The sequence below is a fragment of the Microseira wollei NIES-4236 genome (assembly GCF_020521235.1).
In the GTDB taxonomy this organism is placed as follows: Bacteria; Cyanobacteriota; Cyanobacteriia; order Cyanobacteriales; family Aerosakkonemataceae; genus Microseira; species Microseira wollei.
Genome location: NZ_BLAY01000012.1, coordinates 25,926 through 47,672 on the forward strand (window position 1 = coordinate 25,926; position 21,747 = coordinate 47,672).

Genomic DNA, 21,747 nt, shown 5'->3' on the forward strand with positions numbered 1-21,747 from the left:
GAGAGAGGTTCGGAATCTCGTTGTTGAGTTTTGGAGACTCGCTCGCGAAGTGCGGAATCTCGTTGTTGAGTATGGGAAACTTGCGAGCGAGTTTTAGAATTTCGTCGTTGAGTCTTAGAGACTCGCGAGCGAGGTTTGGAATCTCGTCGTCGAGTATTAAAGACTCGTCAATGATTTTTATAATGTCGGCGTTGAGTTCAAGCCCGCCTGCGATTCAAATCGCAGGCTAATAGCTGAAGTCCACTTAAGTGGACTGAAGAATTATTGATCAACCTCTTTAGTCGGTTTGAACCGACTTTCGCTATTAGCCCGGAAATTGATTTCCGGGCGGGTTTTCGGTTCGGTGCAAGCTCTCAGTCTACCTACGGGGAATTTGTCTGCTTTCATCTTTCATCTGGGATTGATTTGAAAATCTCTGCGTTTGAATTCCAGCCCGCCTGCGATTCAAATCGCAGGCTAATAGCGCAAGTCCACTTAAGTGGACTGAAGAATTATTTATCAAGATTGTAGAGACGTTACATGTAACGTCTCTACAATCGGGAAATTGATTTCCGGGCAAGCTCTCGGTTCGGTGCAACCTCTCAGTCTGCCTACGGGGAATTTGTCTGCTTTCCTATTCATCTTTAACCTGTCTCTAATAAATCTATAAATGGCTGCATCTGTTGTAACCCTTCTTCCCGCCAATTATCTCCCTTTTCCCCATCTTCCAGACTAAATAATCGTTCTCGACAAAGGATTTGCAGTAGCAGAGGCCAGCATTGACTTTGATTCAAAATCCACTCAACATCGTCATCAGGAAAAGGAATGGGCGAACTGGCTATCAACTCCCGCGCTTCGGCTTCAGTCATAGCTCCCAGAGTTGTGGTATATCCAAAGATATTGAAAAAAGGTGAACTATGCCCCGTGTTATGCGCTAATTCAATCGGTGATTCCGGAGTTGCTAAAACAAACCCAAGATTCCCATTTGTTTGGTTAGTTGCCAAAGAGCGCAAACTCTCCCAAAATCCATCATCTAATTCCGGACAGCGTTGTAAACCTACACCAATCTCGTCGAGTAAGATGACTGTAGGCTGATGTAAATTACTGCTCACCTCATCCATAAATCTATCCAAATCGCAAGGGTTAGGCACTGGCATTTTTAGGCATTCTAAAATGTAGCGCAGCAGCCCTTCCCGATTCTGGCGTCTTGGATCTTGAAAGTCTACGAAAATCCAACGATAATTTTCTGGATGGGGTAACCAATCAGATTTTTGCCCGGGTCGTAACTGTTCTTTTGGCGTAGTGGTAATATTTTTCAAGTATTGCAGCAAAGAAGTTTTTCCACTGCGCTTTTTGCCGATAATGGCAGCATTTTGCAGGGGATGGCGTTTCAGTAAATCGAATAGGCGCTTGAGTTCCTTCTGTCGCCCGAAAAAGTAGCGAGGTTGGGTGATGGCAGAGCCAGTGATAAATGGTGAAGGTTCCGCAAAGATTGGTTTTAAGTTGGGTTGAACCGATTGGGAGTCTGTTTCTTCCAAATTTGCGATTTCCCGCCAGTCTAACCCCAACATATAACTTATTGCAACAAAAGTTGAGTAATAAACAGGTTTTCCATTCAGAAAGTTCTTGACAGTCGATAGAGCAAATGCCCCATCTTCAGCCAAAGCCCTCTGACTCGGAAAGCCTTTGCGCCCGACAGCCGATTTGACTTGTTCTATGCACCTTGGAGAAACCCTAAGCGATCGACCCATGATGCCTCGAAAGAAAATTACTGATGCGATTATGGCTCCAATTTCAACTACAAGTCAACCAACAAGTCAACTCCCTCAATTTTTCTCAACCTTCTTTCTCCACCTGGAACTCAACCAGACTCAAATTTCAATAGAGTTGTAGAGTTCAAACAATAGCAATGTATAACAACCAGTTAAATACAAACCAACCATCGCCCTCCGATGATTCTCCAGAAATGGAGCGAGATATTATTCAAGACTCTTGGCGTCAAGCTCGTTTCAGTGCTAACGCAACTCTTGGATTCATAATCGCCAGCGCTGTTATCAATATATTAGGCATCGGATTGTTGTTTTGTGGCAAAGTACCAGAAGGGACAATTACCACCGCCAGCGGATTAACAACAAATATTGTCAGCTTACTGGTCATGCTTAATAAAGAAAATAACGACAGACTCGATCGCTTAGCCAAAGAATTCCAACACGAAGATTGATCGGAGTGTAACTGCTGCGGCGCCCAAGCGCTTACTACGAACTGACTAGGAAAGGTGCGATCGCATTCTCCCCCAAAAACCAACCGGCGCGATCGCCCGATAAAATAAAGATATCGCAACCAGATACATTATGCAGCGACATGAAGTACTAGCCATTCTCACCAAACACCAAGAAGCAATCAAAAACTATCGAATCAAATCCCTTGCTATCTTTGGCTCAGTAGCGCGAGATGAAGCAAAACCAGACAGCGACGTAGATATATTAGTCGAATTCGAGGGAACAGTAACCTTTGACCGCTATATGGACTTTAGGACTTACGCAAACACCAAAGTTTCTATGAAAAATCGTCACTTTGGAACTAGAGATATGCCTGCCTTCCGCACTCGCGTTCGCAGCTTGAAACCCGGTTTCTACGATCTTCGTGCGTAAGTCCTGGAATTAAAATTTTACCTCAAAGACCAACTGGGAAGGCGAGTAGACTTAGTAAGCCATAAAATGCTCAAACCCCAAATTCGCCAAAATGTATGTAGAACAGGAGGCGATTATTGTCCCGTAGTCTTCGCCTTTACCAAAAAAATAGGTTGTTAGCCTCCCCCTTCCAGGGGGACTTTAAATGCTAAAATGTAGTTGGCTTCAGGTAGAAAATCCGCCAAGAAGTGCCCGACAAATATGACCCAAACAGTGCCACACGACAGCTGGGGAAATAGAAAAGACCACGAACAAAGATAACTCGTAAAATAGTGCAGTAAGTCTTCAACAAGAGTGAATGATAAAAAGAAAAAACTAGGACTTACGCACGAGGAGGCCAGAAACCCGGTTTCGACCTTGATCTCTCGAAAACAAACCAACGATTTTGCGTATCACCTTTGTTTCTTTGCGTAAGTCCTGAAAACTTGGAGTAATCCGCGTAGCGTGGGGCACTAAGGGTAGTACCCAGCAAATGGGTAAACGCTTGGAGAGTAGTCCATTCTCAGCAATAACCTTGACCGGCAACTTTGGCAAAACTTTGTCCCATCTGGATTTCGAGGCTTCTGGCACTGGGGATTAAGGCAATAGCTGATAATAAAGATTGATTCTTTACCTGCATCAGCAGGCTATGTTTGTGTAGCCGCAACAAATGTCCTCTATCTATGGTATTAAATCTGACAGACTATCAAACGCCTCACAGCGGCTACCATTGGGATGGAAGCGATCGCCGCTTTTTTGAAGGTTGGTATTACCGCGTCACCCTACCCCAAGACCGCCAAACCTTCGCGTTCATGTACTCGATTGAAGACCCCATCGGCGGCAAACCCTACAGCGGCGGCGGCGCACAAATTCTCGGTCCCAATGATGAATATCTCTGCCGCACTTTCCCGGATGTAAACAAATTTTGGGCAATTCGAGACGAATTAGCCTTGGGTCATTGGGGTAAAACAGATTTATCTAGCCAACCCGGATACCTCGACCCAGAAATCTTTGACCAACAGGTTCAAGAAGGCTATCAAGCCACCGCTACTTGGCATCAAGGTTACCTTAAAGACCCCGGTACTGGTAACTTTGCCCGCTGGCAATATTCAATTAAGCCAATATACGGCTGGGGAAACTCTGGACAAATCCAGCAATCAACCGCCGGATGGTTATCTTTTTTACAGATTTTTGAACCAGGATGGCAGATCTTAATGGCACAGGGCCTCGCAACTGGGTGGATTGAGTGGAACGGCAAACGCTATGAATTCACTGACGCCCCAGCTTACGGCGAAAAAAATTGGGGCGGTGCCTTTCCCCAAAAATGGTTTTGGGTAAATTGCAACTGCTTTGAATCCGATCCCCCCCTGCCCCCCCTTAACAAGGGGGGGGTCCAAAATCCAAAATCCGATCCCCCCCTGCCTCCCCTTAACAAGGGGGGGGTGTGGTCAAAACCCGTTGGTGATATCGAAAAAATTTCTCCGGGTCACCCCTCTCCCTTGTCACCGCCTCAATCTCAACCAACTACTTTTGATCGCACCCACAAGGGGGGAGACATTGCCTTAACTGCTGGTGGCGGCAGGCGGGGGGTATTGTGGTGGATGGAAGAGGTGGCGATGATTGGCTTGCATTATCAAGGCAAATTCTACGAATTCGTGCCTTGGAATTCCCAGGTTAGCTGGAATATTCAGCCTTGGGGTAGTTGGCAGATGCAGGCAAGAAATGCTCACTATGAGGTAGAACTCACGGCGACTACCAATCTTCCCGGCACTCCCTTGCGCGCACCTACAGAAAAAGGCTTAGCTTTCGCCTGCCGCGATACCATGCACGGTAATTTAACCATTAAATTGCGAGAATTGAGCGGCAGCCGCTCTAAACTTATCCTGAAAGCTAGCAGTTCGCTGTGTGGTTTAGAAGTAGGCGGCAGTCCTTGGAATCAAACTTGGCGGTCGAGTTGAAACTCATCGATCTGCTATCATGGCTTTTGTACCTGGGGCTGTAGCTCAGCTGGATAGAGCGAGCGCCTCCTAAGCGCTAGGCCGCGCGTTCAAATCGCGCCAGTCCCGTGTTTGTGGTAATATAATTAACTTTTTCCCCTACTCGCGCTACCTGTGTAGCATTACAGGGAAAATGGTTAAATCGTGTCGTTTTTCCAACTGTTTCCCGCTCCGGTTAAGGGTATTCTGTAACAGGGGAGTCGTTAGCCTTGGCAATGACGTTCCGGCAATGTGTAATTGTATGCGATCCCTTTGATTCATGGTGTTGAGGATCTATTCCAGCAAGCAAGATTACAAGCAGCAGAAGAAAACTGCTCGCTTTAAAGGCAGGTTGTTTGTTTCGGCGCTGCTGCTACCCCTCCTGGCAGGGATAGGATATCGATATCTCAGAAGTTTTGACGAACCCCAAGCTGTATTAGTCTTGGGAGGATCGACGAAATATTTAGAGCGAGAAAGATTTACAGTAGAATTTGCGCGTCAGCATCCAGATTTACCGATCTGGGTTTCTGGTGGTAGTCCAAATAAAAGGTATATAGAACGGTTTTTTGCTAAAGAGGGTATTTCACCGAGTCGCTTGCACTTAGATAATCGAGCGGTGGATACGGTGACCAATTTTACTACCCTGGCAGATGACTTAAAAGCTAGAGGAATTAAGAGCGTTTATTTGATTACTTCTGATTACCACATGCGTCGCGCCAGTGTTATTGGCGAGATTGTTTTAGGTAGTAGAGGAATTGTTTTGAAACCAGTTTCAGTGCCTTCTGAAAAACCGCCCGAACCTGTTGAAAAATCCGTCCGCGATGGGGCAAGAGCTATCCTTTGGGTGGTGACTGGGCGCACGGGATCGACTCTCAGCCGTTTTTTTCAGAACCATTAATCTTTTTTATATCTAACGCTTTGATATCATCAATTTCTAATAAACTAATAATGACTCCGGCAATGGGAATTGCCAGAAAAACTCCCAACAATCCTGCTAATCTATACCCGACTAATAAAGCAAAAAAGCCAACGACGGGATGAACGTTGAGCGTGTCTTGCATAATTCTAGGGGCTAGCAAGTTATCTTTGAATTGCTGAATCACGATGCAAGCAATCAGGACATTCAGAGCTATCCAACTGTTTTGGGGTAATAAAATTAGACAAATTAAACTAATTCCTAATGCCGCTCCAATTCCTGGTATCATCTGAAAAATTCCGGCGATCGCTGCCAAAACAAGCGCAAAAGGAACTTGTAAAACTAAGAAAATAACGAACGCCGAAAAGCTAAAAAACAAACTTAAAATTAACTGCCCGCGAAAAAACTCTAAAAAATTGTGCTGAACGATGAGGGTAAACTTATGACGTTGTTGCTTGGGAACAAATCTCAGGATAAAATTCCAAAGATGTTCTCCATCGAGGAGCATGAAAAAAGCCACAACTTCAATCAAGATAAACTTGATGAAGTAATCCAACAAAATTGGGGAACTAGCGAGGATAGTCCCAATGCTAGTCCCGATAAATGCGATATCTTGGTTCTGCAACCGGACTTCAAACGCTCGAAAATCTACCTTGACATGACGAGCATTGAGATATTTCTCAAGTTGTTCTACTAAATTGTTTAGGTAACTGAGAAAATCGGGCAAACTCTTGTCAACCAGTTGTTGTCCCTGGGATAATATTGTCAATCCAACTGTGGCAGTAAAACCGACAATAATTACAAGGCTGAGCAAGAAAACAAAGCTAGCTGCTACGCCGTGGGGTAAAAAACGGCGCAGCCATTTCACCGGATAGCTGAGTAAAAAGGCGATAATCGCAGCAAAGCTGAAAATGACGACTACGCCTTCAAAGTAAGCTAACAGCTGTACTAGCGCCCATCCCGACGCAAAGAAAAGCAGAAAGCGAACCAGCGCCAAATTACTCAGTCGATTCCAAAAATTTTTTGCAGTTGGTTCACTCATCTTCTCTCCAGGTAGATGCCCGAGAATTGAGTTAAGATAATCTGGTTCCATGACTTACGAGATAGGGAAGTCTTAAACCCGGTACGCCGATTTTAAGCAGCTGGCAGTTCTTGAATCAGTACGTAAGGTTGTACGATCAGGGCGTGAAACCGCTGGGTTGGGTTGCTATTCCAGGCTTCTTTTTGGCTATCTGAGGGTTTATAGATCAGTTGTTCGCCGATCCAGCGCTGCACCGATGGTACGTTATCGTTGGCGATGGCAACCCCCACATCCACCAAATCGAGTCCAGTAGCCACTACAATCAATGAATCGCGCTTCGCGTGGGGACACAGCCAAGTCCATTCTGCTTCATCTAGCGTTGCCGCTAATTCTGCTCTTAAGTCTTGCATTAGTAAAGAACTGTTACCGATTATGGCTCATTTTAACTTGCGATCGCGCCCCACAGCGTCTATCGCGCTAAAGACTGGCTCTGACTCAACGTCCTAAATCGTACAGCGCGTTAATTTGGGCCGCACAGCGCTGGGTTATGGACTCTAATTCTGAACGATCTGTAGAATTAGGGGGCTCGATTAACTCACCAATCCGCACCGTCACCGGCACCAGACGAGGCATTGCAGAACCTTCCAGCAAAATTTTACTCGTCCCCCACAAACTCACCGGCAATAAAGGTGCTTTGGCTTTAGCTGCAATCAGTGCAGCACCCAGCTTAGGTTCTGTAATTCGTTCATCTGGCGTGCGAGTCCCCTGCAAAAACACACCAGTCGCCCACCCAGCTGCCAAATAGTTGAGCGCTGCCCGAATTGTACTGCGATCTGCGGCTTGACGCTTGACTGGATAAGCACCATACAATTCAATCGCTTGCTTTAGAACAGGCACTTTAAACAGTTCTTCCTTTGCCATGTAAGCTACCGGACGCCGCACGCAACAGGATAAAATCGGCGGGTCAAAGTAACTGGCATGGTTGCTGACGACCACCACAGGGCCTTCTGGCGGCACATTTTCTGTCCCATAAACCTGCCCCCGAAAGTAACAATTAAACATGGGGCTAACTACCGACCACTTAAAGGCGTGGTATAGCAATAAACTGGCAAATGGTTCGCGATTTCGACCCATAATTACTCCCTCTCCAGATCAATAATACTGGCAAGGGCTGTTGAAAGCGAATAAAGTCTGCCAGTTCTCATTGACACTCGCCGATTTCAAGACTCAGGGCTTTCGCCTACTATTTTGTAAAAATACCAGGACTTACGCAAAAAAACAAAGGTGAAATCGATTAATCGTGGGTTTGGAGGAGCGAGATGGACGCATCACCTTTGTTTTTGGCTCCGCGTGCGTAAGTCCTGGGATATTTACGGAAATAGCGTTGATAATTCAGGACTTATATCGTTTTCCCTTCTTGATGCTACAGATCCGATCCCCAACTATTTTTGGAGTGCCTGCTGAAACATCTTAATCGCATCAACATGACTCACCATATTGATGGAACGTAACAACAAATCCAGATCGATTCCTTTTACTTCCTCACTACTAGAAATCTTTTCATAGTGCAATGTTTTACAATACAACATTGTCGGGACACGGCAGGAGAAAACCTTTGCGCTGGTGGCAAAACTTACTGATGCCGTGTCCCTACTCTCCATCGATCTGACTGAAAATAGCTATAATCCAGACATTCGGACTGTCGGATTTTGATCTAGATATCATTGCGATCGCTCTCGCCCCCGAAGTCGATTGCGATCGCTTAGGGTACCCCCTGAGTAATCGCACTCTGTCCTTGAGATGAAGTTGCATAGCCTAAGAATGCTTGCACCACTGGACTGGGAGGATTTTTATAAACGTAAAATAGTTGACGTTTATAGGGATAAGTCGGGGAATCTGGCAAGGCACCGTTCACGGCTAAGGGGCGTACCGTGCCTTTATTGGCGGTTACTTGAGTAAAGGTAGCGTAACTAATCCCATCGGTTTTAAGTTCTCTAAATAAGGCGGTTGTCTCATCTCTAGGCCATGTCGTAATATTAGGCCCGGTGCCAAAATTACCGCCTCCCAGCACCAGTTCTTGGAAAAATTGTTGGGTACCGCTACCTGCGGGTCGGTTGATAACTCGAATTGTCCCCGCACCGCCTCCCAAGTTCGACCAGTTGGTAATATCTCCTTCAAAGATATCTTCAACTTGGCCTGAAGTTAAGCTGCCTTGGAAGGGGTTATTAACGCCGACGACTAGAGCGATCGCATCTACGGCTACGGGTACTGCGACTAAGCCTTGCCCTTGTTCTTGGGGCGTCAGTGGACGCGATATTGCCGCCACATCGATATTCCCCGCTATGAGAGCCTGAATTCCTTTATCCGAACCACTGGCATTGGTAATAACATTAGTCCCTGGGAACTGTCCTTGAAAGCCTGTTTTAAGGCTTTGATTAATAGTTACCATGCTGGTAGAACCATCAATTCTCACGGTTGTGCCAGCCGGTACTGAAGTCGGGAAAGGAAACGAACCACCTGTCGTTGTGGGTGCTGTTGGGATAGGCGCGTTGGGAAGTGCTGTTCCTGGTTGAGGTAGTTCGCCTTGTTGTGGTTGACGCCTGAAAAAGAACCAGTAACCGCCACCTGCTAGCAGCAGAAATACCAGAATATAAACGATTGGAGGCGGGCCGCTTTTCTGAGCCATAGTTTTTTGTTGCTTGCTTTGTAAGTAATTACTTACCTAAAGCTACAGTTTGCCAATTGGTTATTCCGTTCTTGACTTGATTTTTTAAGGTTAATTGCTGTTGCTTGTTTTGTTTGATATTTGCTTGAGACGACGTTCTACCTCGTGATTATCGATATCAGCTAGGAGTTTAGCATCTGGGTTTTCCAGTTCTGCTAAGGCTTGTTGTTCTAGATTTTGGCGTTCCATTTCGCTTTTAGTGGCTTCAAACTGAGCCTTAGCCGAATCGATGTTAAATTCGTTGTTAATCTTTGCGATTGCTTCGAGTGCTTCGTTCATATCTGCCAAGTCTTTCATGTTTTGCATGTCGAGCTTATATTTTTCCAATTTCATCTGCTCTCGATGCAGCGTCATCTGAGACGCATTCACGGCGGCTTCTGCTTGTTTCAGCATTTCCTCTAACTGTGCCAAAAGTTGCTCGGTTTGAATCACTTTTGTCATTGCCATCCGCGCTGCTGCTTCATCGCCGCTGTTTTGCGCCATTACCGCTTGCTGCTCTAAGTTTTGCAATTCTTTGACTTTTGCTTGATATCTTGTTTTAGCACCTTTGTACGAAGTTTCTTGAGCATTTACTGCCGCAGCCAGCTTTTGCACTGATTCCTGGATTGATTGTAGATACTGTTCTGCTGCTGCTACAGGCTGCAAAGCCTTTGTTTCTGGCTCTGCTGGCTTTCCCCACAGCCAATTCCAAGCTGATATGGTAATCCGTCCAGCCTTCTCACCCATTAACCAATATATAAATTTCTTCATAAAATCCCGTTGCCCTGTTTTGGGAGTTTATTTTAAGCTCCAGCCTGCAACGCTGTCTGGGAAATTAACAATATTTTTCAGCGAGCGCCCCATCTAAATCAGCAGTCACAATACTAGCTATTGATTTAGATTTTAGCTGCCTTTGGTTAAGGTTATGTTAACAGGACTTACCCACGACGATCCTAGAAACCAAAATCCTGTCAATCCAAAAGTTCTAAGCTAATTCCCAAAGCCTGCAACTGTTCTGGAGACAGGGATTTCAGGCGTTCTGTTAGTTGCGATCGCTTTTGCTGTTCTTGTTCTGCTTGTTGCTGGGCAACATTAGCACGTTCTTCAGCAACGTCAGCACGCTGTCGCTAATGGCTAATGGCTAATGTCAGTAAAAATCCTATATTAGCAATTAGCAATTAGCAATTAGCAATTAGCAACTTCGAAGTTTATAACTAGCAACTTGGGTTAGTAGCGAGCGCTAATTTTAAAGCCTGGGTACCGCTGACGCGGAATCCGAAGGGTAGGCATGCAAAGTCTCGTGTAGCGACACGCTTTAGGGTGTCGCTACAAAGTTGACATGCTCCCCACCCTACAGATGCTACAAACAATCTGCTGCACTACCAATATTGACCAAAGTTAAATCCGGACAAGCGCGTTTAATTAAACCCGTTAGTACCTTACCGGGGCCAATTTCTATTACTTGTTCAATCCCTTGTTTTGGTAATTCTGCTTGAATTTCCCGCCACCGCACCGAGCCGGTCATTTGTTGGGTAAGACGCTGCTTAAGAACGTTACCATCTACTGACGGTACTGGAGCGACATTTGATAATACTGGCACCGCAGCATCTGAAAACGAGACAGACTCAAGAACTTCTTTAAATTCCGTCGCGGCATTTGCCATCAAAGGCGAGTGAAAAGCACCGGATACATTTAAACGAACGGCACGTTTTGCTTTAACTTGAGATAGGATGGCTTCTACTCCTTCTGGCGTGCCGGAAATAACAACTTGAGACGAACTGTTATCATTTGCCAGGACAACATCAGGATTTTGTGCGATTTTTTGTTCTAATTCTTCGCGTTTAAATCCCATGAGAGCCGCCATCATCCCACCTGCGGCACTATCCATCAATTCAGAACGGCGTTTGACTAATTTTAAACCAGATTCAAAGTCAAAAACAGAAGCCGCATAAAGCGCGACATATTCTCCTAAACTGTGACCCGCAACTAAGTCGGGTTGATTTCCCTTTTCTTTGATTAGATCGGCGAGAATGCTTTCTACTACATACAAACAAGGCTGAGTATAAAGCGTGCGCGATAGTTTGTCTTCCTCGCTTTTACATATTTCGGGAACCGACCACCCTAAAATTTGCTCTGCTTGTTCAAATTTAGTTTTAGCATTTGGCAGTTCTAATAAATCTAATCCCATGCCTATTGCTTGCGAACCTTGTCCTGGAAATACCCATGCAGTTTTTGTCATTAGTCAGTTGTCAGTAGTCAGTTGTTAGTGATGAATATTATAGGGAAAAAAGTCTTACTCGAATACAGGAGGCCATAGTTCGGCGACAGGCAACTCCCAACCAGGGAATAATTCTGGAATAGTCAGGGTATCTTCGTTATTCAGGACGGTTGGTTCGCTATGGGGGCGATAAATTGTTACTTTCTGTTGCTCTGGATCGATTATTATTCCTACCCTCGCTGCTAGTGCGAGATACATTTCTATTTTTTCTTCAATTTTCTTAAACCGATCGGTTTTAGATTTAATCTCTACAACCATGTCAGGAATTAATTGACCAAAGGCACGGGGACTTTGCCGCAATCGTTCTGCTGTAACGAAGGATACATCGGGAGCGCGTAAGTTGGTATCAGACAGAATAAAGCCACCGCTAGAATCAAATAATCGTCCTAGTTTTCGCGGTTCAATCCAAAAGAACAAAAAGGCGATTAAACGCGCGCTAATCTCACTTGAACCTTTCCCCGATGGCTCCATAATTACAATATTCCCATCTGGCAATTCCATCTGATAATCTAGAGAAGCATCTTGCAATAATTCTTGGATTTTCTCAAAATCCTGTATGGTTAAATTCATAGCAATTGTCCTCAATTTTTCCTTCAGATGGTAATTGCTAATTGCTAATAGGTAATTGCTTACCCTTACGATTAGCAATTAGCAATTAGCAAGCTGGCAAATAACTAACCCCATTGGAAGATAGCAGCACCCCAGGTTAATCCTGCACCGAAACCAGAGGCGGCGATAGTATCTCCTGTTTTAATTTTGCCTTGACGGACGGCTTCATCGAGGGCGATGGGAATTGAGGCGGCGGAGGTATTGCCGTAGTTGGCGAGATTGCCGATCACTTTGCTATCGGGAATTTTGAGGCGAGAGGCGACGGCGTCGAGTATTCTTTGATTGGCTTGATGTAATAGCAACCAGTCTATTTGGTCAACGCTGAGATTGGCGCGAAAAAGGGCTTTTTCTATAACTTCTGGCACTCTTTTAACGGCGAAGCGATATACTTCTTGACCGTTCATGGTAATGGGTTGGTAGATGCCTTTAGCGACGCTAACCCCTGGAATGAGTTCTTGGGGCTGGGCTTGGTAAGCTAGGCTGAGGAAGTGATTCTGAGTGCCGTCGCTTTTGAGTTCAAATCCGAGTAGGCGATCGCTTCCTTCCAATGCCTGTAACACCACCGCCCCTGCTCCATCTCCAAATAATACGCAGGTGCTGCGATCTGTCCAATCTACCCAGCGGGAGAGGACATCGGCTCCGATTAACAGTACGTTACGATAAACGCCCGTGCGAATGAACTGCGCCGCCGTGACCATTCCGAAGACAAACCCCGAACAAGCGGCGGTCAGGTCAAAAGCGACGGCGCGAGATGCCCCTAGTTGCGCTTGAATAAGACTGGCACTGCCAAACAGGTCGTCAGGGGTAGATGTTGCCAGGATAATCAGATCGAGATCTTCTGGCGCGATCGCAGCCATTGCCAGTGCATTTTTGGCGGCATATGTTGCGATCTCGCTCAGGGAATCATCTGGCGACGCCAAACGCCGCTGTTTTATTCCGGTTCTGGTGGCGATCCACTCATCAGATGTTTCCACAATCTGAGAGAGTCCGAAATTATCTACACTAGCTTGCGGAGTGCAAGCCCCACACCCTGTAATGGCAATGCCTGCCTGAAATTGTTCCAACATTATTCTCCATCAGCCGCCTGAGCAGCGGTTTTCTGATACTGGGAACTAATGCGTTCCAGTACCTGGTGATCGACGGCTTCTTTTGCCAAGCGAATTGCATTAAATATCGAAGGTGCTTGGGAAGATCCGTGACTGATAATGCAAATTCCCGCTACTCCCAACAGCAAACCGCCACCGTGTTCGGCGTGATCCATCCGTTGTTTGATTCGCTTCAGGTTCGGTTTGAGGATTGCTGTCCCCAACATCCCATTCAATCCTTGGGGTAACTCTTCTTTGACGATGTTGAGCATCACTTCGCCTACGGCTTCGGCAAATTTTAACAACACATTGCCGACAAAGCCATCGCAAACGATCACGTCAAAATTGCCCGAAAGGACATCTCGCCCCTCAGCGTTGCCCACAAAATTAATGCTGGGATTTTCCTTCAGCAGTTGATGAGCGCGAATAGCCAAATCGTTGCCTTTGCACTCTTCCTCGCCGATGTTGAGTAACCCCACCTTGGGATTTTCCACATCCAGCACGTATCTGCTGTAAACCGACCCCATGACGGCGAACTGATCCAAAAACTTAGGACGCGAATCCACATTCGCTCCCACATCCAAGATCAGTACGGGTTTGCCCGCAATCATCGTCGGAAAAACCGCACCAATCGCTGGGCGATCGATTCCCGGCAATCTTCCCAAACGCAGCAAAGCGGCTGCCATAGCCGCCCCGGAGTGTCCGGCTGAGACGACCGCATCCGCCCGCTTTTGCTTCACCAAGTCCATCGCGACGTTGATCGAAGCTTTGGGCTTGCGTTTTAAGCCGCTAAGTGGCTCCTCGTGCATTTCGATTGTGCCTTCTGAAGGCACAATTTCAATGTTATGAGAACTGGTGTGTTGGTTCAGAATCGCTTCGATCTGAGGGACATCCCCCACCAGCAACACCTCGACATCCAATTCTTCCTTGGCTCTGAGCGCCCCTACGACGATTTCGGAGGGTGCGAAATCGCCGCCCATAGCGTCAATTGCAATTCGTGCGCGAGTTGATCCCATTGATCAAAGTTATAGAAACCTCAAAAATTCTACCAGATGGCTCTCACCCTAATCTCACCCAGATCAGGGAGATTTGGCAGATGTGGAAGTAGTATCTTCAATAACGTGCAACAGCTTTCCCCACCCGCGACCTTCGCGCGTGCCATATGGCTGTGATCCCAAGATATATCTATTGGGAACCGATCCGCCAGATGCTTGAGCAGGTGAGCAGGGGGGCAGGGGGGCAGGGGGGCAGGGGGGCTCTTGAGCCACCAAGCTGTAGGGGCACGGCAATCTAGATCTCTCGGATAGTTTAACAACGTATGTAATGCCGTGCCCCTACCGGGCTGGTTTTACCAATAATCGAGGACTTACGCTTGGGCGACCTAGAAACCGGGTTTCACAGCTGGGATCTCTGGTTCCTTGTCGCAGATTTTTCCTATAGTAATCTTTGGCAGTTTCAGACAATTGAACGCGCAACCGACCCTTTTGGGTGGGCGAGGTGGGAGAAAAACACTATTGCAACAGTTTTAAGAGGCAAAGGATCGGTATGATTACTGTCTGGGATTCGATCTTGGGTCAATAGCTCGTGGGTTATGTGGCTTTCCCCAGCTAAGTGTGCGAGTGAGGAAATTTAAGTCTATTTAACTGGCTTTTCCGGTAGAAACCAAAATCTGTCGGAAAATCTCTCTGAAAATCTCACCTGCACACCTGCACACCTGCCCACCTGCACAACTGACCGATGCGTGAATAGGAGAGAACGGAAACATGCTGGAATTATTTAGCTCTGGGGTAATGTCTGTATGGCTGGATATGGCAGGACTGCATCGCTCTAAACTGGATGCTGATCAGCGACTATCTTGGCTGGATACGCCGGGATTTGTCGTTCCAGCGCAGCCAGAGCCAGCTACGACGGCGACCTTAGGGCAATATTTCAAAGATTTAGCCAGTAAAGGCCCCAGCGGGGGACAGGCGGTGTGGATGCAGTCTGGCCCGGTATTGTTGGCAAATAAGCAGGGGACGACGCCAAAACCTGCGGCGTCCCTGACGAAGATTGCTACAACGTTGGCGGCGTTGGCAATTTGGCATCCTTCGCACCAGTTTGAAACGCTTGTTAGCACTACCGGGCCGATTAAAAATGGGGTGTTGCAGGGGGATTTGGTGGTGTCTGGGCGGGGCAATCCGGTGTTTCTGTGGGAAGAAGCGATCGCTCTCGGCAATGCCCTCAATCGCATGGGCATCCGCCGCGTTACTGGCAATCTCATCGTTTCCGGCAATTTCGCGATCAATTACGCCCCTACCCTCGCCGAATCTGGTCAATTGCTCAAACTTGGACTCCATGCTAAAACTTGGCCTCGCAGTGCCAGTTTAGCCCACCGTTCCATGGCTCCCGGAACCCCCAAACCCCTGTTACAAATTGCCGGTAACGTCATCGTTGCGCCCGAGCCAACTCGAACTCAATTGCTGTTACGTCATCGCTCGCTGCCTTTATCACAAATACTCAAAATTGTCAATGTATACAGCGATAATAAGCTATCGCAAAAGATTGCGGATTTAGTGGGGGGTCATCAAGTGGTGGCGAATAACGCAGCAGCGATCGCCGGATTCCCCAGAGGGGAAATACAATTGATTAACGGTTCCGGACTGGGGGTAGAAAATCGCATTTCTCCCCGCGCCGCTTGTGCGATGTTAGTAGCAATTCAACGCAAATTGCAACCCTACGGACTGAATATTGGGGATGTATTTCCAGTTTCGGGGAGCGATCTCACGGGTACAATGGTTCACCGGCAGATTCCCACCGCGACGGCGATTAAAACTGGCACCCTGCGGGATGTGAGTGCGTTAGCGGGGGTAATGCCAACGCGCGATCGCGGGTTAGTTTGGTTTACTATTATCAATCGCGGCGGCGATATCATCGGGTTACGCGCCGAACAAGACCGATTTTTGCAAAAATTAGTGCAACAGTGGGGTGCAACGCCCCCCCCGACGACGATTGTTCCCCATCCTAGTAGTGTAAACGTGCGATCGCATTTGGGAGATGCCAAGCGCATTGAAATTGTCTTCGGTGGGTAATAGGTAATAGGTAATAGGTAATGGGTAATAGGTAATAGGAATACATTTCACCAATTAGCAATTAGCAATTAGCAATTAGCAATTAGCAATTAGCAATTAGCAATTACCCATTACCCATTACCGCTTCTTCAATTGTTCCGGAATAATTTCAATCGAGACTTGACCGTCATTGTTACCACTCCCGCCGCCGCTGACTGCTACAGTTTGATCCTGAAGTTTTCCCACAGCTTTTGGTCCGGTTAAATTCATCGGTGGATTAACTTGTTGATAGTTGACATTTCCCGTCGCTTCTACAACTTGGGTGGGAAGAAACCAAGTCATTTGGTCGGCAAATAGTTTCGATTGTCGCCGCATTTCTACGCCTTGGACGCTGCCATTTAAATAAGCAATTTTTGGTTTTAAATCTAGTCGTCCTTTCATGGCATTTACTGTCATTTGATGTTCGCTATGGAACATTTGAACGGGTTGATCCGAAGTAATAGTTTCGGCGTTGAGGTTCCAAACCATTAAGTTACTGCTAACTTGGACGGGAGGGTTGGATACAATGACTTGGGCGTTTTGTTTGAGGGTAGCAGTTTTAGCTTTGAGGTCAACTTCTCCTTGCTGCCCCAATGCGCGGTCGGTGATGGTATTTTTTTTATCGTAGCGGTCGATTTGGATGAAGCGATCGCTTATTACTTTTTGCTGTTCCATCTGCCAAACCAAATATTCTCCTTTTAGATGTAAAGGCGGTTCTTTTGCTGTCGCCACCACCTGACCGACCAATTCCATTCGCCTGGCGCGACTAAACGACCTCGCTTCTTGCGCCGCGACTTGCATTTGTTTATGCGTACCATTGACTTGGTTGCGGACAATTAAAACATCTTCCTTTGGTCGCCATTCCATTTCATTACCGCGCAAAACTGCCCCATCTTGAGTATCTACGGCAACAATTTGACCCCTTAAAATAATCTTATTTCCCTCTTCATAAACTTCCCCCTGTTGGGCGGTGATTTGATAGACTAACTTTCCATCTTGAAACAAGTCACCGAAGGGACTTTGAACTTGAGCAGTTTTCTTATCCTTGCTGTAAATTGCTTGCTTAGTCTTCACTTTCCACAAAGGTCGCCCCTGTGCGTCGGTTTGTTCCAAAGTAATATTATTGAAAGTCAGGTTAGTTTCAGAACTTTGGATTGCAGCGCTATCTTTCTCCAACTTTTTTCGGGTGTGTCCCTCGCTACTGCAAGCACCAACACCTAACAGCAGAAACATCAATAAAAACTTCAGGGTGAGAAATTTACTCATTTCCATTCTTTGTTGGGAATAGCTAATGGCTAATCGCTAATGGTGGAAAAACAATTAGCCATTAGCCATTAGCCATTAGCAACGATTGTATCGTTTTCTGTTTGCCGCTAGGAACAGCGCGAGCGCGCTCAACCCGATCGCCATTCCCGGTTCTGGAATGCTGGTATTGAGAGGATTATTAGGTTTATTCAACCGCTCTTTACCATTTTCTACCTTACGGTCGAAGCGGTCGGCAGCTGCTTCTGCTTTTTTGAGTGCTTCCCGTTGTTCGTCGTTGACGAGGACAATCATGGAAGAATAGGGCGTGACTATTTTATAGGTTTTTGCGATCGCATGTATCCCATCAAGTTGCCCTAGTTGTTTCCCATCAATTTGCTTACTCAATCCCTGCACCAGCATTCGCGCCGCAAATGGTTCAAAACCCGGCGATGTTGTTGCGGCATCGGTGGCTTTTTCCCAATACCAAGCATAGCCATCTACTACACTTACCACCGTAGGTTTAATTTCAACTTTTTCCTTTGTTTCTGCATTTACAACAGGTTGAACTGTAGGCTGAATTTGTTTCGCCAACGCTGCCGTTGTCGCTAAACGCTGCAATACTTCCGGCAAGGAAGTCGATACCCCACCGCCACTATCTTGAATTGCTTTTAAGGTAGCATCATCATAAGCAGGCGGTAAAGAACCCAAATGCACCAACCACAAAGGAGCAGACATTTTTGGCACATCCTTGCTATTATCGGACAATTCATAACTGCCCTCATCCGTCACCAGTAAAATATCGTCGTAGGTTTTATTTCCCTGCAACTGTACAAACTGGCGCAACATTTCCTTAATTTGTAGCGTGCCGTAAAACGTCTTTTTGCTGAGATTAAACTTGCGAATATCCTCGATAAATTCAGGTTCTCCGCCACCCGCAGCGGTTAGGTACAAATCCGCTGAGTTATTAGCTAAAACTTTTTGGTTTAACCAGTCGAATGTTTTGGCTAATTCTTGCTTTTGGTTGCCCATACTGCGAGAACTATCGAGAATGACTGCAAACCGCTTACCTTGTGGTAAAACATAATCGCGATCGCTTAGGGGTTTGGCAGTAATTCGGTAGCCATTAATATCAACCTGATGCCAGCTATGCGATTGCGAAGATGCTGGCAAAGATGCTTCTAACCAATCTTTTTCAAACCCCTTAATTACTTTGCCATTGCGGAAGCGTTGGGTGTCTTTTGTCCAGAAAATATTGCGTTTTTCGCCTAATTTAGGAAGTTGCCACCCATTTTCAGAACGCATCACTTTATAAGTCAACCACAGATGCATTTCTGTAGGTCGGTTATTGGAGTTATTTCTTTCCCAAGATTCTAATTTTGGCGGAATGGGAAATGCACGCAAACGATAGTGTCTTGAACCAACTTGTTCTAACAATGCCGGATCGACTGGACGTTGGCGCCGTACTTGGGAATTATAAACTTTTTGAGCAGCACCGCGCGGCGAAACGGTGAAAGGAAAGCGCGAGGAAAGTTTATCGGTATCTCCTAACCAAATGCCTGTAATTACTGCACTTTCTGGCAAAGAGAAAGAATAGAAGATTTCCTCAACATCAAAGGTTTGGTTGTTGTAAACCTCGTAAACTTCTACATCTGCCCAATTTCCCTGTTCTTTAATTGTCACGGCTTGTTTTTTCAACCAGACCTTTTTCTGGTTAATATTTAACAACCCAGCTTTGGCATCATCCAAAATTGCAGTGGATTTCAAAGCGCGTTGAACTGCTTCCCGTTCTCCTTTTTGGAGGGGTGTATCGAAGAACTGGGCGTAGAGTTTTTCTGCTTTTTGGTCGTCGGTGCGATCGCCTTGATATAAAAAGGGCGAAATCAGTTGATTATAACTGTTCTGCAACCCCTCTAAAATCGGTTCTGGCAAGTTAAAAACATCGCGATACATCCCGTGAATTTGGTTACTTTCCTTCCAAGTACCGAGATAGCGATAGGAAGATAAGTAAGCATTCACCAATCCCTGACGGATATCTTCCGACTTGGCAAGCAGTTCTTGTCGTTGGTTATCTGTTTTTGGCGGATTTTCTAACAGCTTAAACGCTTGAATTTGAGGCTGTTGTTGCAACACCATAAACAGTAGCATCCAACCCGCTACTACACCTAAAGAAATCTTTGCTGTTTTATTGCGTCCGTTTTGAGCAGCAAAAGCGCGTAAAATTCGCTGTCCTGAATGAACGTATAATGCTGCCAAACCAGAAGGCATTGCCAAAAACAAGGTAGCGCTTCCAGCAAAAAGAATTGTGAGAGTGGGTATCGTCCAAAGTGCTGACCAGAAATAATGAGTCAATGCCCACCAAAACTCTTCTACCCATCGAAAAGAAAAGAACGCCGCCAGCAAAACACTTGCCGCAGGTACTGCATAAAACAGCAGCAGCACTCCCACATATAACCCCACAAAAAGCATCAAGCTATGTGCTGCTAATTGCACCCAAGGTAGCAGAAGAATTGCGCTCCGCCAGCGGTAAAAACCCAAAGACAGATTGTTTTCTTTTCCCAAATATCCCCAAAGTAGTTCTACAACAAAGGCAAAAATGCAAATAATTACCGTGCCTACAATCAGATTACTTGCTGGGGTAAGTTCCCGCAGCACGAATAAACGGACAATACAAAGGAGAAAAAAAGGAGCCTCTACGCCATAAAATAGACGCATTAACTCTAAAGGACGTTTGCGAAATTGCATCCAACCGATCAAAGTGCAAATTGTTGGTACTGCAATTAACCCAACTAGCGTAATTAAAAATTCCCGTTCGATCTCCCCCGCAAAAGTTGCTTGTGCCAAGGGAATGCCAATAAAAGGCAATATCCCTACATAGACAACTAAAAGAAACGTGAGATTCCACAACCAAAAAATCCCGTCGAATGCGACGTGCAGTAAGGTTTTCATGCTTACACTCCAATAAGCGGATAACAGCGCCTCTGGGATAGATGCCGTGACCGACACTATACCCTTATTTTCCTCACCGCAAGAAGGATAATTTTGGGATTTATTTAGTAAATTTGTGATAAAAGTTTACATTTACAGGACTTCACCTAGAAACGGGGTTTCTGCGTAGATTTGTAGTTCAAAAGCGACGATTTTTGATAGAAACCCGGTTTTTTTACAGGGTTTATGCGTAGATTTCTAATTCCAAAGCGACGATTTTTGAGCGAAACCCGGTTTCTTTGCGTCAGTCCTAATTTAGTTTGTAGAAACCCAACAACCCAAGACTAATACATTGGGTTTCGTACCTCAACCCAACCTACAAGCGACGACCTGTAGGGGCAATTACCAATTCCCAATTCCCAATAAAAAATAAATTTATTTGATAGCCGCTGAGAGTATTTTTATGATAAAAAACCGACAGTTTGAAGCATGAAGAAGAAAGTATAAATTTAACTTTCCTGCTTCATCCTTCATTTTTTAACCTCGATTTTTCATTCTTTATAGTCGCTATCTTTGTGGTCATCCATCAAGCCAATTCCAGACAGGGGGCGATAGGTATAGCCGCCATGACGGGGAGTTTTTTGGATATCATCCTTAATCTGTTCCAGGTCAATATAGCGGTCTGATACGTTGATCAAACTATCGCTGGTCATCGAGCGCAAACTTACCACTTCGACGCGGACGCCGCGATAGCTAACCGCATCGACTGCATAGGCAAGATCGCCATCGCCGCTAACCAAAACAGCCGTATCGTATGACCCGACCAAAGCCATCATATCCACGGCAATTTCTACATCCAAATTGGCTTTTTTGGAACCATCGGGTAATTGCACCAAATCTTTGGCAATTACTCTATACCCGTTGCGCCGCATCCACAATAAAAAACCCTGTTGCTTTTCATTAGTGCGGTCAACACCCGTATAGAAAAACGAACGCAGCAGTCGCGATCCGGCAGTTAAGCGAACCAGCAACTTTGTATAATCGATTTCTATGCCAAGTTGCAGGGCGGCATAAAATAAATTCGAGCCATCGATAAAAATGGCGACGCGCCCTCGATTTTCCAACACCTGTTCTGGCGTGAATACCGAGTCTCTTTCCAAATTATTCAACATAGTTGTTATTCCTCGTTTTTTATCAAATCAATCAATTAATCCTATCGATTGGTGCATTTTCAGCATCTGCCGATGGTAGGGA

The 21,747-nt window shown here is 45.9% G+C and carries 20 protein-coding genes and 1 tRNA gene; 6 read left to right on the forward strand and 15 right to left on the reverse strand.

Annotation, left to right across the window (positions count from 1 at the left end; all coding sequences use genetic code 11):
• Nucleotides 1-623: 623 nt before the first annotated feature.
• Nucleotides 624-1,730 (reverse strand): TniB family NTP-binding protein, encoded by a 1,107-nt coding sequence (locus MiSe_RS05630; RefSeq protein WP_226575831.1) that lies wholly within the window; start codon nucleotides 1,728-1,730, stop codon nucleotides 624-626.
• 158 nt (nucleotides 1,731-1,888) lie between these two features.
• Here MiSe_RS05630 and MiSe_RS05635 point away from each other — a divergent pair, with 158 nt between their 5' ends.
• On the forward strand, nucleotides 1,889-2,200 hold the full coding sequence (locus tag MiSe_RS05635; protein ID WP_226575833.1) for a TRADD-N-associated membrane domain-containing protein: 312 nt from the start codon (nucleotides 1,889-1,891) through the stop codon (nucleotides 2,198-2,200).
• Nucleotides 2,201-2,330: 130 nt separating this feature from the next.
• The gene (locus MiSe_RS05640) at nucleotides 2,331-2,630 is read left to right on the forward strand and encodes a nucleotidyltransferase family protein (RefSeq protein WP_226575835.1); all 300 of its coding nucleotides are present in this window, start codon (nucleotides 2,331-2,333) and stop codon (nucleotides 2,628-2,630) included.
• A 491-nt stretch (nucleotides 2,631-3,121) separates the two neighbouring features.
• Here MiSe_RS05640 and MiSe_RS05645 read toward each other — a convergent pair whose 3' ends face one another.
• Nucleotides 3,122-3,271, reverse strand: a complete 150-nt coding sequence (locus MiSe_RS05645) for a 4-Cys prefix domain-containing protein (RefSeq protein ID WP_373872758.1) — start codon at nucleotides 3,269-3,271, stop codon at nucleotides 3,122-3,124.
• 60 nt (nucleotides 3,272-3,331) lie between these two features.
• Between MiSe_RS05645 and MiSe_RS05650 the strand changes: the two genes are divergently transcribed.
• From MiSe_RS05650 to MiSe_RS05660, 3 genes are all read left to right on the forward strand, one after another.
• A complete protein-coding gene (locus tag MiSe_RS05650; RefSeq protein WP_226575838.1) occupies nucleotides 3,332-4,606 on the forward strand; it encodes a tocopherol cyclase family protein in 1,275 nt (424 codons plus the stop codon).
• A gap of 34 nt (nucleotides 4,607-4,640) precedes the next feature.
• Nucleotides 4,641-4,714: transfer RNA gene (locus MiSe_RS05655), tRNA-Arg, on the forward strand.
• 190 nt (nucleotides 4,715-4,904) lie between these two features.
• Complete coding sequence (locus MiSe_RS05660; RefSeq protein ID WP_226575839.1) at nucleotides 4,905-5,522, forward strand: YdcF family protein; 618 nt, start codon at nucleotides 4,905-4,907, stop codon at nucleotides 5,520-5,522.
• Here MiSe_RS05660 and MiSe_RS05665 read toward each other — a convergent pair.
• The 10 genes from MiSe_RS05665 to plsX all read right to left on the reverse strand — a co-directional run bounded on the left by MiSe_RS05665 (nucleotide 5,497) and on the right by plsX (nucleotide 14,253).
• Nucleotides 5,497-6,582 (reverse strand): AI-2E family transporter, encoded by a 1,086-nt coding sequence (locus MiSe_RS05665; protein WP_226575841.1) that lies wholly within the window; start codon nucleotides 6,580-6,582, stop codon nucleotides 5,497-5,499. The two genes, MiSe_RS05660 and MiSe_RS05665, sit on opposite strands and share 26 nt — an antisense overlap.
• A gap of 92 nt (nucleotides 6,583-6,674) precedes the next feature.
• Nucleotides 6,675-6,971 (reverse strand): DUF2288 domain-containing protein, encoded by a 297-nt coding sequence (locus MiSe_RS05670; RefSeq protein WP_226575843.1) that lies wholly within the window; start codon nucleotides 6,969-6,971, stop codon nucleotides 6,675-6,677.
• 85 nt (nucleotides 6,972-7,056) lie between these two features.
• Nucleotides 7,057-7,695, reverse strand: a complete 639-nt coding sequence (locus tag MiSe_RS05675) for a lysophospholipid acyltransferase family protein (protein WP_226575845.1) — start codon at nucleotides 7,693-7,695, stop codon at nucleotides 7,057-7,059.
• A gap of 308 nt (nucleotides 7,696-8,003) precedes the next feature.
• The gene (locus tag MiSe_RS05680; RefSeq protein ID WP_226575847.1) at nucleotides 8,004-8,150 is read right to left on the reverse strand and encodes a hypothetical protein; all 147 of its coding nucleotides are present in this window, start codon (nucleotides 8,148-8,150) and stop codon (nucleotides 8,004-8,006) included.
• Nucleotides 8,151-8,323: 173 nt separating this feature from the next.
• Complete coding sequence (locus MiSe_RS05685; protein WP_226575848.1) at nucleotides 8,324-9,247, reverse strand: phosphate ABC transporter substrate-binding protein; 924 nt, start codon at nucleotides 9,245-9,247, stop codon at nucleotides 8,324-8,326.
• A 90-nt stretch (nucleotides 9,248-9,337) separates the two neighbouring features.
• A complete protein-coding gene (locus MiSe_RS05690; protein WP_226575850.1) occupies nucleotides 9,338-10,036 on the reverse strand; it encodes a PspA/IM30 family protein in 699 nt (232 codons plus the stop codon).
• 589 nt (nucleotides 10,037-10,625) lie between these two features.
• Entirely contained in the window at nucleotides 10,626-11,504 is an 879-nt protein-coding gene (fabD, locus tag MiSe_RS05695; protein WP_226575859.1) for an ACP S-malonyltransferase, read from the reverse strand.
• 54 nt (nucleotides 11,505-11,558) lie between these two features.
• The gene (locus tag MiSe_RS05700) at nucleotides 11,559-12,113 is read right to left on the reverse strand and encodes a Uma2 family endonuclease (RefSeq protein ID WP_226575861.1); all 555 of its coding nucleotides are present in this window, start codon (nucleotides 12,111-12,113) and stop codon (nucleotides 11,559-11,561) included.
• Nucleotides 12,114-12,217: 104 nt separating this feature from the next.
• On the reverse strand, nucleotides 12,218-13,219 hold the full coding sequence (locus MiSe_RS05705; protein WP_226575863.1) for a beta-ketoacyl-ACP synthase III: 1,002 nt from the start codon (nucleotides 13,217-13,219) through the stop codon (nucleotides 12,218-12,220).
• Nucleotides 13,219-14,253: a phosphate acyltransferase PlsX gene (gene plsX, locus MiSe_RS05710; protein ID WP_226575871.1), complete on the reverse strand. Its 1,035-nt coding sequence runs from the start codon at nucleotides 14,251-14,253 to the stop codon at nucleotides 13,219-13,221. The genes MiSe_RS05705 and plsX overlap by 1 nt, the downstream gene beginning before the upstream one ends.
• Nucleotides 14,254-15,000: 747 nt before the next feature.
• Here plsX and MiSe_RS05715 point away from each other — a divergent pair.
• Entirely contained in the window at nucleotides 15,001-16,305 is a 1,305-nt protein-coding gene (locus MiSe_RS05715; protein ID WP_226575873.1) for a D-alanyl-D-alanine carboxypeptidase, read from the forward strand.
• A 117-nt stretch (nucleotides 16,306-16,422) separates the two neighbouring features.
• Here the strand turns inward: MiSe_RS05715 and lptC are convergent, their stop codons facing one another.
• From lptC to MiSe_RS05730, 3 genes are all read right to left on the reverse strand, one after another.
• Nucleotides 16,423-17,589, reverse strand: coding sequence for an LPS export ABC transporter periplasmic protein LptC (gene lptC, locus MiSe_RS05720; protein ID WP_226575875.1), 1,167 nt, complete (start codon nucleotides 17,587-17,589; stop codon nucleotides 16,423-16,425).
• A 75-nt stretch (nucleotides 17,590-17,664) separates the two neighbouring features.
• Nucleotides 17,665-20,514, reverse strand: coding sequence for a TIGR02921 family PEP-CTERM protein (locus tag MiSe_RS05725; protein WP_226575877.1), 2,850 nt, complete (start codon nucleotides 20,512-20,514; stop codon nucleotides 17,665-17,667).
• A gap of 530 nt (nucleotides 20,515-21,044) precedes the next feature.
• Nucleotides 21,045-21,665: a LabA-like NYN domain-containing protein gene (locus MiSe_RS05730; protein ID WP_226575878.1), complete on the reverse strand. Its 621-nt coding sequence runs from the start codon at nucleotides 21,663-21,665 to the stop codon at nucleotides 21,045-21,047.
• Between the last annotated feature and the right edge of the window lie 82 nt (nucleotides 21,666-21,747).

Coding starts and splice junctions, on each gene's coding strand:
- lptC (WP_226575875.1), bottom strand. CDS start 17,589: ATGAGTAAATTTCTCACCCTGAAGTTTTTATTGATGTTTCTGCTGTTA.
- plsX (WP_226575871.1), bottom strand. CDS start 14,253: ATGGGATCAACTCGCGCACGAATTGCAATTGACGCTATGGGCGGCGAT.
- MiSe_RS05725 (WP_226575877.1), bottom strand. CDS start 20,514: ATGAAAACCTTACTGCACGTCGCATTCGACGGGATTTTTTGGTTGTGG.
- MiSe_RS05650 (WP_226575838.1), top strand. CDS start 3,332: ATGGTATTAAATCTGACAGACTATCAAACGCCTCACAGCGGCTACCAT.
- MiSe_RS05680 (WP_226575847.1), bottom strand. CDS start 8,150: ATGTTGTATTGTAAAACATTGCACTATGAAAAGATTTCTAGTAGTGAG.
- MiSe_RS05730 (WP_226575878.1), bottom strand. CDS start 21,665: ATGTTGAATAATTTGGAAAGAGACTCGGTATTCACGCCAGAACAGGTG.
- MiSe_RS05660 (WP_226575839.1), top strand. CDS start 4,905: ATGGTGTTGAGGATCTATTCCAGCAAGCAAGATTACAAGCAGCAGAAG.
- MiSe_RS05670 (WP_226575843.1), bottom strand. CDS start 6,971: ATGCAAGACTTAAGAGCAGAATTAGCGGCAACGCTAGATGAAGCAGAA.
- MiSe_RS05715 (WP_226575873.1), top strand. CDS start 15,001: ATGCTGGAATTATTTAGCTCTGGGGTAATGTCTGTATGGCTGGATATG.
- MiSe_RS05630 (WP_226575831.1), bottom strand. CDS start 1,730: ATGGGTCGATCGCTTAGGGTTTCTCCAAGGTGCATAGAACAAGTCAAA.
- MiSe_RS05705 (WP_226575863.1), bottom strand. CDS start 13,219: ATGTTGGAACAATTTCAGGCAGGCATTGCCATTACAGGGTGTGGGGCT.
- MiSe_RS05690 (WP_226575850.1), bottom strand. CDS start 10,036: ATGAAGAAATTTATATATTGGTTAATGGGTGAGAAGGCTGGACGGATT.
- MiSe_RS05700 (WP_226575861.1), bottom strand. CDS start 12,113: ATGAATTTAACCATACAGGATTTTGAGAAAATCCAAGAATTATTGCAA.
- fabD (WP_226575859.1), bottom strand. CDS start 11,504: ATGACAAAAACTGCATGGGTATTTCCAGGACAAGGTTCGCAAGCAATA.
- MiSe_RS05665 (WP_226575841.1), bottom strand. CDS start 6,582: ATGAGTGAACCAACTGCAAAAAATTTTTGGAATCGACTGAGTAATTTG.
- MiSe_RS05675 (WP_226575845.1), bottom strand. CDS start 7,695: ATGGGTCGAAATCGCGAACCATTTGCCAGTTTATTGCTATACCACGCC.
- MiSe_RS05635 (WP_226575833.1), top strand. CDS start 1,889: ATGTATAACAACCAGTTAAATACAAACCAACCATCGCCCTCCGATGAT.
- MiSe_RS05640 (WP_226575835.1), top strand. CDS start 2,331: ATGCAGCGACATGAAGTACTAGCCATTCTCACCAAACACCAAGAAGCA.
- MiSe_RS05685 (WP_226575848.1), bottom strand. CDS start 9,247: ATGGCTCAGAAAAGCGGCCCGCCTCCAATCGTTTATATTCTGGTATTT.